Source organism: Halorhabdus amylolytica, from assembly GCF_004944975.1.
Classification (GTDB): domain Archaea; phylum Halobacteriota; class Halobacteria; order Halobacteriales; family Haloarculaceae; genus Halorhabdus; species Halorhabdus amylolytica.
The window spans coordinates 126,554-138,301 of the sequence record NZ_SPQG01000008.1; the positions used below are offsets into that span (position 1 = coordinate 126,554).

At 51.7% G+C, this 11,748-nt stretch carries 8 protein-coding genes and 3 pseudogenes; 4 read left to right on the forward strand and 7 right to left on the reverse strand.

Annotation, left to right across the window (positions count from 1 at the left end; translation table 11 throughout):
- Window positions 1-418 precede the first annotated feature (418 nt).
- Both E3374_RS11360 and E3374_RS11365 read left to right on the forward strand, forming a co-directional pair.
- On the forward strand, window positions 419-1,876 hold the full coding sequence (locus E3374_RS11360; protein WP_136689190.1) for a sulfatase: 1,458 nt from the start codon (window positions 419-421) through the stop codon (window positions 1,874-1,876).
- Between the two features lie 178 nt (window positions 1,877-2,054).
- The gene (locus tag E3374_RS11365) at window positions 2,055-3,350 is read left to right on the forward strand and encodes a sulfatase family protein (RefSeq protein ID WP_136689191.1); all 1,296 of its coding nucleotides are present in this window, start codon (window positions 2,055-2,057) and stop codon (window positions 3,348-3,350) included.
- Between the two features lie 120 nt (window positions 3,351-3,470).
- Here the strand turns inward: E3374_RS11365 and E3374_RS18020 are convergent.
- A pseudogene (locus E3374_RS18020) lies at window positions 3,471-3,641 on the reverse strand (RNA-guided endonuclease TnpB family protein); the annotation flags it as partial.
- On the opposite strand from E3374_RS18020, the pseudogene E3374_RS11375 reads away from it, so the two are divergent.
- Window positions 3,642-3,803, forward strand: a pseudogene (locus tag E3374_RS11375) (transposase); the annotation flags it as partial.
- A gap of 81 nt (window positions 3,804-3,884) precedes the next feature.
- On the opposite strand, the gene E3374_RS11380 reads toward E3374_RS11375, so the two are convergent.
- From E3374_RS11380 to E3374_RS11405, 6 genes are all read right to left on the reverse strand, one after another.
- Window positions 3,885-5,261: a sulfatase family protein gene (locus E3374_RS11380; protein ID WP_136689192.1), complete on the reverse strand. Its 1,377-nt coding sequence runs from the start codon at window positions 5,259-5,261 to the stop codon at window positions 3,885-3,887.
- Window positions 5,262-5,318: 57 nt separating this feature from the next.
- On the reverse strand, window positions 5,319-6,263 hold the full coding sequence (locus tag E3374_RS11385; RefSeq protein WP_169051839.1) for a carbohydrate ABC transporter permease: 945 nt from the start codon (window positions 6,261-6,263) through the stop codon (window positions 5,319-5,321).
- Complete coding sequence (locus E3374_RS11390) at window positions 6,260-7,198, reverse strand: carbohydrate ABC transporter permease (RefSeq protein WP_248299468.1); 939 nt, start codon at window positions 7,196-7,198, stop codon at window positions 6,260-6,262. The genes E3374_RS11385 and E3374_RS11390 overlap by 4 nt, the downstream gene beginning before the upstream one ends.
- A gap of 89 nt (window positions 7,199-7,287) precedes the next feature.
- Complete coding sequence (locus tag E3374_RS11395; RefSeq protein ID WP_136689195.1) at window positions 7,288-8,655, reverse strand: ABC transporter substrate-binding protein; 1,368 nt, start codon at window positions 8,653-8,655, stop codon at window positions 7,288-7,290.
- Window positions 8,656-8,771: 116 nt separating this feature from the next.
- A complete protein-coding gene (locus E3374_RS11400) occupies window positions 8,772-9,932 on the reverse strand; it encodes an ABC transporter ATP-binding protein (RefSeq protein WP_136689196.1) in 1,161 nt (386 codons plus the stop codon).
- Window positions 9,933-10,233: 301 nt separating this feature from the next.
- A complete protein-coding gene (locus E3374_RS11405) occupies window positions 10,234-11,262 on the reverse strand; it encodes a Kelch repeat-containing protein (RefSeq protein WP_136689197.1) in 1,029 nt (342 codons plus the stop codon).
- A gap of 144 nt (window positions 11,263-11,406) precedes the next feature.
- On the opposite strand from E3374_RS11405, the pseudogene E3374_RS17705 reads away from it, so the two are divergent.
- Window positions 11,407-11,748: pseudogene (locus E3374_RS17705) on the forward strand (transposase); the annotation flags it as partial.

Genomic DNA, 11,748 nt, shown 5'->3' on the forward strand with positions numbered 1-11,748 from the left:
CATTCGTCTTAGAAGGGCAAAACTCTTCCGTACGGAGGGGATTGTATTTCTTTCTGACTTTGGAGTCTGGCATGGTCCAGAGTGACGAAGCCGTGGGCCACTGGCATTACCCACATGACGGGAATCAGAGTGCCCGCTTGTGCCGTACGAACCGGTTAGTGGAATCTGATCGAATTCTTTGAAACCATTTGGATCGAACTCGACGACCCCGAAAAGGATGTTTCCGAAGCGATCGAACCTGTTTTGGCCAGTTCCGCGATCTCGTGCTGAAATGTGCCGTCAAAAATGCCGAACTTGCGCTTGACCGCCCAAGTACGGAAATGCAGGCGTCTCAACAAGGCCAATATTGTTTCAGTTTCAATCGTATGCGAAATAATGCCACGGAAACACTTTTTATTATCCGTTGATCATAGTTAATATGGACCCAGCAGGCATGAATATCGTCTGTATCGTCGCGGACGATCTAGGTTGGCGAGATCTGGGTTGTTACGGAAGTTCGTTTTACGAGACCCCGAATATTGACGCCCTCGCACGAGATGGTACACTGTTCACCGATGCTTACGCAGCCTCGCCGGTCTGTTCTCCGACACGAGCAAGTCTTATAACCGGAAAGTATCCCACCAGAGCCGGGATCACTGACTGGATCGATTTCCGCGGTGAGACTCATCCACTTCGTGGCAAAGTTATCGACACGGAATATCAGACTCATCTATCTTCTCAAGAGACAACCCTCCCCGAGGTATTGAAAGAAAAGAATTACGAAACCTATCACGTCGGAAAATGGCATCTCGGAGGAGAAGGTCAAAAGTCGCTCCCGGGTGACCACGGCTTTGACGTGAACATCGGTGGCTGTGAATGGGGCAAACCAAACGGATCAAACGGGTACTTCGCACCGTGGGAAATAGAGACATTAGAAGAGTCAGAGGAAGATGGGCGTTACCTTCCCGACAGACTCAGCGAAGAAGCAAGTAACCTAATAGAAAACAGCCTCGATAGAAATGATCCGTTTTTCTTACACTACAATCCCTATTTGGTACACACGCCGATACAGGCACCCGACGAAACCGTAGAAAAATACGAAAAGAAACGTCAAATCCTGGGCCTCGACAATGTGAAGGAATTTGAGGTTGGTGATCGGATGCCGACTGAAGACAAGAAACACGAACGAATCAAACGCCGCAAGGTACAGTCGAATCCAACATATGCGGCCATGGTCGAATGGCTTGACCGGAGCGTCGGTCGAATCCTCAATTCGATTGAAAAAACCGGTCAGCTTGAAGATACTATTGTCGTGTTTACGTCCGACAACGGAGGGCTTGCCACCGCTGAAGGATCACCGACGACTAACAGGCCCCTTGCGGAAGGAAAAGGATGGATGGAAGAAGGAGGGAATCGGGTACCACTTATCATTCGCTGGCCCGGTGTCACGGACCAGTCGGTGCTGGCGTCCGTCCAGCGGACGCCGGTAATAACACCGGACCTATACCCGACACTACTTGATGCCGCCAACTGTTCACTTCCTGCAGATCAATACATAGACGGAAGCGATCTACGACCACTTCTCAGCGGTAAAACGATAGAACGCGATGTCATTTTTTGGCATTACCCGCACTACGGGAACCAGGGTGGGACACCCGCTAGTGCCGTTCGAACAGGTAAGTGGAAACTGATCGAGTTCTTTGAAACTAATCGGATCGAACTCTACGACCTCGAAAGTGATATCTCCGAAACGATCGATCGAAGCAAAGACCGGCCAAAGAAGGCCGAAGAGCTCACCAATAGGCTCCACGAATGGCAGGAAAAGGTCGATGCTGCCATACCTGAGAGAAACCCCGAGTTCGAACCCTGGCCGGACCGTGCAGCCCCTGACCAGTAATTTTCTGCATCACCTGCTCGTACTGACAATGGGGGGTATCAGCCTCGGAATCCATTGTTCTACGTATCCAGAGATGTAACTCAGCAGGGAGTACAGCCCTTACAGGTGTATCGATATTAGCCATGTGTGATGCCAACGAAGGCAAAGATTTTGATGATCGTCTTCGAACTCAGCTAGTATGCCTGCAGACAACCCGAACGTACTTTTGATTACCACTGATCAGCAACAGGCGACAGCACTTGGTTCCCTCGACGAAACGTTTGAGACACCGAACCTCGACCGTCTCGCGACGTCAGGGACACAGTTCACCGGATGTTATTCAACGAGTCCGCAATGTTCGCCCTCACGATCGTCATTGATCACGGGCCAGTATCCTCATCAGAATGGGATGTATACACTTCCAGAATGGGGACCGGGATCATTGACCACTAACGTACCTAGCATCGGTCGTGTATTCCACTCATCAGGATACCGAACGGCGTTCATTGGGAAGTGGCATCTGGGAGAGCGGAGTCCCAGCGAATATGGCTGGGAAACCGTCAAAAACGTTCACGAGACGTCGAATCCACCGGACGGATTCTCGACGGACAAAGAGACGCGAGACCTCGCCGTCTCTCATCTCTCTTCGCATGACGACAATCCCTTTTTCCTGACTGTATCGTTCAATCTCCCCCACCCGCCATTTATGGAGGACAATCGCTTTGCCGACTGGTTCGCCTGGGAAGATGTCCCACTCCCAGAAAGTTTCGAGGACGACTTAGCTGACAAACCAGCGTTCCAGCGCGACCGTGCGGCTGATCCCGACGAGGGAAGTCTCAGTGCGGACGATGTCCGCGATATCGGCTACAAGTACCGGACAATGACCGCGCGGGTGGATGATCACATCGGGCACATCCTTGATACGCTTTCGGATCAGGGACTAGACGATACCACCGTCGTTGTTTTCACGAGCGATCACGGTGATATGCAAGGGGCTCACGGTCTCAACAAGAAAGGAGTGATCGCCTACGACGAAATTCTCCGCGTGCCGCTGATCGTCCGTGTCCCTGGACGGGTTTCGAAACGAGATCGTATTCCCGACTTGTTTTCGAATCGCTCGATTCCAGCAACGCTACTCGACTCCGCAGGCATTGACGCTCCCGACCCGTTCGATACTGGGAGTGTTCTTGAAGCGTTCGAGCGGACCTCACCACCGGCAGATGAGCGGATATTCTTCGAACACAAATACGCATACTGGGGAGAACATCCCTATCGTGGCGTCCGGACTCGACGATGGAAATTCGTCGAATACTTTCACGACGAGCCGAACGAACTGTACGACATGAAAAACGATCCTCACGAGCTGACCAACCTCGCTGAAGACCCTGCCCACAACGAGACTGCTAACCGTCTCAAACAGCAGGTTCATTCCTGGTGGCAACAGACTGGTGGCGATACCAACGAGTGGGTTGAGCCTGTAAACTACAATCACTAACGATTGCTTCAGTACTCCACCGACCTACTGCAATCGATTGATCCGCTTGTACTTTCGCCGACAGTACGTCCAAGAGGTAAACAGCCTCGGGCGCGGTGGCCCGAGGCTTTTGTACTTCCCTCAGCCGTGCGCTAGCACTCCCTGTTCCGCAAGGGAACGGGATGAGAGTGGGCGGCTTACACGCCCCGACCCGGACAGACGCACCAACCGAACTTGCGGCTGGGTTTTGTGAGTCCGGTAATTCGATTCGTTACCGTCGAGTTTCGCCGTCTCGCGCCACGCGATGTTCATCCAGCGGACATCGCTCGGCAATTCAAGTCGTATTCGGGTAAGCACTTGCTGGACCGGTATCTCGAGATTCGGGAGGCGAATTTCTGGGGTGGCGGATTCTGGAAGGTCGGGTACTACGTAGGAACGATGGGAGCGGTATCGGAAGAAGTTATTGAACGGTAGATTGAGGAGACAGAACACTAGGCCGAGTGTCGGGCTTCACCTCCGACCCCAGTGGGCCGGGGAACTCGCCCTCGCAGGTTGTTAGATACCCTCCCAATCGTCCTTGAAAGCGTTGTATCCTGATGGTCCATCATGGGCTACCGTTTTGAGTGGGTCGTCCTTACTATCGCCATAGGTTTCAATCCATTCTTCCATCAGATTCCGCATTTCTTCCGCTATCGGATCATGTTCGTCGATCACATTCTCTTGTTCCCAAGGATCATTCTTCATATCGTAGAGTTGCTCTTCGGGAACTACGCTCTCCCACATGCCCGGATGGAATGTTCTGATGTACTTCCAGCGATCCGTTCTGACCGCACGTTGGGCAGTATAGAGCCCGTGATCGACGACAATATGATCACGCCAATCCGCGGTCTGTTCCTCGACGAGATTCCGGAGCGATCGACCGTGCCACCGACTTGGCGTATCTATTCCCGCGTAGTCCGCGAGGGTGGGTGCTATATCGACGTTTGTAACTAACTCTTCTCGAGACGACTGAGCGACAGTATGATCTGTCGGCGGCTTCACGATCAGCGGCACCCGTTGGGTTGCGTCGTGGGTACTCCAATGTTCCCGGTAAAGACCGTGTTCTCCGAATTCCTCCCCATGATCCCCTGTAAGAACTATAGTGGCTTCATCATACAAGCCTGCGCTCTTGAGGTACTCAAGGAGTCGACCCACCTGTCGATCCGCATACCGAATCTCAGCGTCGTAATGTGACAGCAACTCGTTGAGGTCCGATCGATCATCCACATTCATGTGTGAAGCTGATCGCCACGCGTCCCACGTTTGATGCCGTTCGATATCATCCTGGGTCGGATATGGTGGCAGATCGACTGACCGGAACTGGTCAATTTCTTCTTCACTTCGGTTGTAGGGAACATGTGGATCCCACAGCTGAACGTAGAGATAGACGTCGTCCTCACGGACGCGCTTGATTGTGTCGAGAGCACGATCGATGATATATTCTCCCTGGATGGCCTGAAAGTCATCCGTCTGGGAAGATTTGGGCTGATGATACTCGTCCCAGACATGGTAGAACCAAGGGGCTGGGTGTTGAGGAAACGACCCGATACCGATTGATTTCCACTGGTTCTCGAAAAACAGCTCAGGAAGAGTATACCAAAGTTCTGTATCAATTTTCTCATCAGGGCCGCCAGCCCAGTCAACCTGAGTTGCTGGGTGATTTATATGCTGTGATGCCTTTCCATGTGTTTCGATCCCCGTGTCGATTCCGTACCGGCCCGTAATCGTGCCAGCTCTGGAGGGAATACAGGGGGAATTTGCACAGTAGGCCCGCTCGAACTTCGTACCTTCAGCTGCCAGGGAGTCGATATTCGGTGTGGTTTCGGCTTCGTACCCGTACGATCCGATATGATCCGGTCTGAGCGAATCAATGTCTATATGTACTACTAGCACGTCGATTAATTAGAGATTGAAATAGTTAAATTTATCTTAAAGAATTTGAAATATACACTATGCTGTTCCACCGCCGGTGATCCCCTTGGCGAACTTATCGCCCGCGAGAATGAAGACTACAACTGTCGGAAGTGCAGTCAACAGTGCACCGGCCATCCGGAGGCCATAATTGATTCCCTCAAGGGACTGGCCGAGGCCACCCAATACGAGTGTCGCCGGCGCAGCTGGATGGCCTGAACCGGACATAATAATCAACGGAAAGAGAAAACTATTCCAGACTTGGGTGAAGTGGAAGATGAAGACAACTGCGAACATCGGGACAGAAATCGGTAGGATAATACGCTGATAAATTCGGAAAATATTGGCACCGTCGATTTTAGCCGCTTCAACCAACTCCTGATTGATCGTCTGATAATACCCGCGGAATAATACTGTAACCACGGGGATCCCATACGCGATATCACTGATGATCAGTGCGATGAGATCGCCATGATACGGCTCAAGGAGAGGAAGACCCCACAAAATCCCAAGGTGATCTTCCAAGGGGACGTAGACTGTCCAGAACCGTGCTAACGGCACAATCGCTGCTTGCGTTGGGAAGAACGTCGCTGAGACCAATAACAATAGAACAGCAATCTGACCCCGCCAATCGATCTGAGTAATAGCATATGCAGTCAAGCTCCCGAGGACGGCAGTAATTGTGGTTGCAGGGATCGCTCTGAGGAAACTATTGACCAATCCGCCTTGTAGAACGTCAAACGCTTGTCCCCATTGTGCGAGAGTAAACCCGTCCTGCCACGGGAACACGGGAACGAACGGAAGAGTTCCTGTCACTGCAGTGCGAGTTTTGAACGACGTGACAATCGCGACTACAAGAGGGAACAGGAAGATGATAACAAGTGTGAACGCAATGGTGTATACGAGCAATTTCCGATACGTCCAGTCCTCGTAGCTGAACGTCAGCTTCGAAGCCACTCGACGATACGTCGATTCCGAACTCATAGTTGATTCACCCTGTATTGATAGTAAATATACGGAGAAATAATTCCAAGGGCGAGAGCGAACAGGATAACTGCGATCGCGGCACCATAGGCCCATTCGAGTTTCTGGAACGCTTCGCGCACCATCTTTGTCGCGAGTATATCTGCACCGACTTGAGGACGGTACTGACCGAACATAGCGAACAAGAAGTCGAAGGTTTTCAGTGCAAATACCATCAGAATTACTGCGGCTGAAGCCATTGACGCCTTCAATTGTGGGATGATCACGCGCCAGTAGATCCGATACTTCTTTGCGCCGGCTACTCGAGCAGCCTCAAAATGTTCATCCGGTATAGCTCGAAGGCCGGCCAGGTACACGACCATCGTGTATCCAGTGAACTGCCACGCGAGGGCGATGATCACCGCAGCCAGAATATGATCCGGGTTTCCGATGATCTCGATGGGCGGAAGTCCTATCGCACCAGTAAGGGTGTTGACGACACCATAGTTGTAATTATAGATCCATAACCAGACCTGGCCGGTGACAATAAATGCGAGGCTAAACGGAAGCAAATAAATCGTTCGTAGTTTTCCTCGAGAGCGAATATCCTGATCTAGCAGGATAGCTAAAGCCAGACCGAGGATTAGACATAAAACTGTAAAGGCTACTAATAGTACAAACGTGTTCTGGGTGGCAAAAAGTAGCTGGGAATCCGATAGAGCGCGAACGTACATATCGAAATCCAGGCTATCGAAAGATGCACGGCCGAACCCGCTGAGATCGGTTAGAGAAATTATGAAGTTCCAAATTATCGCCCCATAAATAAATAGACCAACAAGAGAGACGGGGAGAAGCCAGAATGGAAGTGATTTTACGAAGTCGTTTTTGGTTAGCTTCCTTATCCAGACTTGATTGTGACCAATCTGTTTATTTTTTGCCCCTTTTTCTGTTCCCATCTTTTTCACCATGATGTGTTATAATATTGTATTATATTTCTCGGATAGGGTCGATTGTAGTTCATCATGTTTCGGTGACGGATAAACGTTCAGATTGTATCGATTATCCCTTGTGAAGTCTCATCAACATTATACGGTCCCATGAAGTTACTCGAAAATACCTCACGAAGATCAACCAAAGTACCAGGGGAAACAGCCAGTCCGTGGGCTACTGTAGGTGGTCGGTATTCAACGTTCTGGAAGTCTTCCATTGTCTCAGTGAGGAACGGACCGAATTCTTCCATCGACACGTCAGAACGCAGTGGTATCGAACCTTTGTGTTTGTTAAAGTTGACCTGTGCTTCCTTTGATCCGACATAGCGATGCCATCGAATAGATTTTTCCGGTGAAGGATTATCCGCTGGAGAGACAAACGCGTCCATGTGCAAGGTGTACATGTTCGAAGTACCGGGGAAAGCGATCCAACCCCAGTCTTCTTCATACGTTAGATCGTTCGCATTGTACCCACCAGCCATCCAGTTACCCTGGTGGTAAAATCCGGCATCTCCGTTCATGATCTTCTGGTTTGCTTCTGGCGGATTCACCGTCGCCGAGTCCTCGTTGAAGAATTGGGCGTATTGACGGTGCATATCTACACTCTCTCGGACTTCTTCGAGATCTCCCTCTCCATTCATCACGTCCATGTATGATTGATACCCGTGCATCCCGAGGTGAATCGCACCCCATAACTGTAACTGGGTATTGGAATTTGCCATCGACTGTGCCATCCCGACAGCGTCCGTTTCGGCCTCGACGGTTTCCATCAGTGGGATCAGGTCAGCTGGTGACTCGACATCTTCGGGGTTGACACCAGCACTTTCGATCACATCCATGTTGTAGAAGAGATTGTTGAGTCGGTGGGACCCGATCGGAACAGTGACGTATCGACCATCGAACCTGCTGAGTTCCTTAGCTTCATCAATAAATGCACTTTCCATATCGTCATGGGCCCACACGGACTCAGTGATGTCCCCCAGTATTTGAGTATCCGCTTCGATGAATTGCGTGAGGTGGGCACCCGGCCATGCGTTGAACGAACCTGGTGGATTTCGATTAGCGAGACGCTGATTGATAAGTTGATTCAACTGGACGTTAGCTGTTGCACCGACCGCTCTGAAATTGGTCTCAATATCGGGATATCGCTCTTTAAATCCTTCAGCAACCGCGTTAATCGCATTTTGTCCTCCACCGCCTGTCCAAGCATGGAGAACTTCAAGGGCGGTGCTGTTGTACTGTGTTTCTTCAGTGGCCTCCGTACTACCGTTGTCTCCTGTATCACCGCCCTCAGTGTCGGCCGGCGCCTCGGTCGTGTCGCCGCTCCCACAGCCTGCGAGGCCGACCGTCGCGAGCCCCGCGGCCGTTCCGATCACTGTTCGACGCGAAACCGAATCGCTGCCGGTACCGTTATCTGCTGTCATACACTTCGGTGTTCAACATACTCATACATAATGATTGTGTTCGATTTTTATGGGGGATTAGACGCAGAAGAAACTACACGGCCACGAGAACCGACGCGAAAGGGGGATCTCTGACGTCAGGCCGCCTCGGCGCCGCGGAGCGGGCGGTCGCCCTCGACATCCCCGAGGTCACGGTTGTGGAGGGATTCGCCGGTCTCGCCGTCGAAGATGTGGATCGCGTTCTCCGGAATCCCGACCCCGATTGACTCCGCCCCCTCGACGTTTCGCATGCCACTGATCGTCGCGGTCAGCTCGGATTCGGTCCGATCCTGGCCCTCGAAGGCGACGTGGACGGTGTTCTCGTTCCCCATCGGTTCGACCACGTCGACGATACCCGGGAACTCGTGATCGCCGCTCGCCGCGTCCAGGATTTCGATGTCTTCCGGCCGGATTCCCAGAACGAGGTCCGTCTGATCTCCCAGATTCGCGCGCGTTTCCTCCCTAAGGGGATACTCGAAGTGCTCGCCGACGAGTCGACCGTCCTCGAGCGTTACAGGGAGGAAATTCATCGACGGTTCACCGATGAATCCGGCGACGAACTGGTTGTTGGGGCGGTGATAACATTCCAGGGGTGTCCCGATCTGCTGGAGTTTACCGTCATTCAGGACGGCGATCCGGTCCGACATCGTCATAGCCTCGGTCTGGTCGTGGGTGACGTAGATCGTCGTCGTGTCGAGGTCCTCCTGGAGGTGCTGGAGTTCGGTCCGCATCTCCGAGCGGAGCTTCGCGTCGAGGTTCGCCAGCGGCTCGTCGAGCAGGAACGCGTCCGGTTCGCGGACGATCGCCCGCCCGAGCGCGACGCGCTGTTGTTGACCCCCGGAGAGTTCGTCCGGTTTGCGATCGAGGAGATCGTCGATGCCGAGCATCGTCGCCGCGTCCTCGACGCGCGTGTGGATCTCCTCATCGCTGAGATCGGTCGCCTCCTCGAGCCCGAAGGACATGTTCCCCCGGACGGTCATGTGGGGATACAACGCGTAGGACTGGAACACCATCGCCACGTTCCGTTCCTGGGGCGAGAGATGCGTGACTGCCTCGCCGTCTACGCTGATGGTCCCTCTGGTCGGCTTCTCGAGGCCTGCGACCATTCGGAGCGTCGTCGACTTGCCACACCCCGACGGGCCGACCAGGACCAGGAATTCGCCGTCCTTGATGTCGATGTTCACATCGTCGACCGCGACGATTTCCCCGCTCTCATCCTCGAAGATTTTGGTCACTTCATCGAGCGTCACGTTCGCCATGACCGTTTGTGGAGCTTTACAGTTTTAAATAAGTTTCCCTATTCTCCGGCAGGCTCTGCATCGGAGGGGAGAAAATAAGTGAAATTAATAACTATCGCTCCTCTGTAGGAGATTGTTGATACAGTTCTCCAGAAGAGGGCGAGAAGAAAAACTGACCGGGAGATCGATCAGCGGGTCGGTTCTCACTTAGCACGCTCTATAGTAGAATAGCAAGACAGCTCTACGTCAACAATGTGCTACGCATGAGCGAAATTGTATAATAATTGTTTAATAGAAGATAAGTATTTGTGCCACCTTGCGATCAGACCGCCTTCGGGCCGATCTCAGTGTAAATTGTGCCAAAATTCATTTTCCAAACTGGGGCAGGAGACATCTCAGTCCACTCTTCACCATCCCATCGAAAGATTTTGTTTGTATGTTGTTCGACTTGATCCGTAAATTGACCAACGTCGTGATCAACGTCTTCATCAATGGTCCCAAGGTACCTCCAGAGGTACTCCTTACTAGCCCGTGCACCCCCATGGTGCCAACGACCTGGAAGTGGTTTCTCGTATCGCCACTTATTTGCATCGTAGTTATAGACGATATGTTGATTTTTAACGGGGCCGATATAGTAGTCCTTCTCGGGATTGTAAAAATCCTCGTTTACATTCCACCCGCCCAGGAAGTGTAATTCACCGTTCCATTTGTCTCCTTCTCCATCTGTAACAGGATGGGGGACCGGTGCAACGACTTGCCAGTTGTCGGTAGAGGGGTTATATCGTTGATTAAGGGCTCCTGGGTAATTATTTTGTCCGCCCTTTGATTGTGTATTTCCGGTGCTATAGTAGAGCCAGCCATCATGGTACGTGGGTAGGGGGAAGGACTGTGAGTATGGAGCGTCAGCCACATCTGTGTCCCAGGAGTCGGTTTTTAGATCGTACTTCCAATTCCAGTTGACCCTACTGAACCGACCGCCTTCGTCATCTCCGCCAAAAAGATATACATACCTATCTTTTATAACAGGATAGAACTTCCCCAGTTTACTCCGGCAAGATGGCATTTCTTCAAGTACAGTCCATTCATCATCCCCAATATCATATCTTTGGACGTAATTAGAACATCCTTCATGAGGCTCAGTCTTTCCACCAAAAGCGTATATTTTCCCATCGTATAACGTCCATCCTGCACCTTGAACCGGATGTGGAATTGGGGCTAATTCACCATTTAGACTACTATACCACTTGTCCTCTTCTATACTATATACAGTGGTATCATCGACTGTCCGTTTGTTTTCTTTCTTTCCACTAACTGCCCAAAGGAACTCTCCTTCAGCCACTTTTATACTCATTAGGCACTAACCTCATTACAAGATTGAAACAGGATATTAATGAATATTTCCTTTCGCTCTTGGGAAATAGGTTGTTGGTGGGAGAGAGCTGACGCTGTGAAAGGGTAGCGGGCAAGGGTGACGCTACCGCGTCAACCGAATGCAATGTTCCCATTTGAATTGCTGAACTCAGAGGCGAGCGCCGCGAACCTGCTCCAGCAGGTTCGCTGGCACGACGGCCTCTAATGCCCGCACTGCCGCAGTGAGTCAGTCATCAACTACGGCAGCTATCGCGTCTTTCAACGGTATTGCTGAACGGATTGCAACCGCACGTTCAACGACATGACCGGCACGATCTTTGCCCACGCGAAAATCGGCTCGAGAAACTCATGTTAACGTTTTGCGCTCTCTTACGCTTCAATTCGATCATTCGCCAGCTAGACGCTGAGATCGACGTCTCATATCGGTCGCTTCGACGGCGCGTCGAGCAGTTCGCCAGAACGCTCG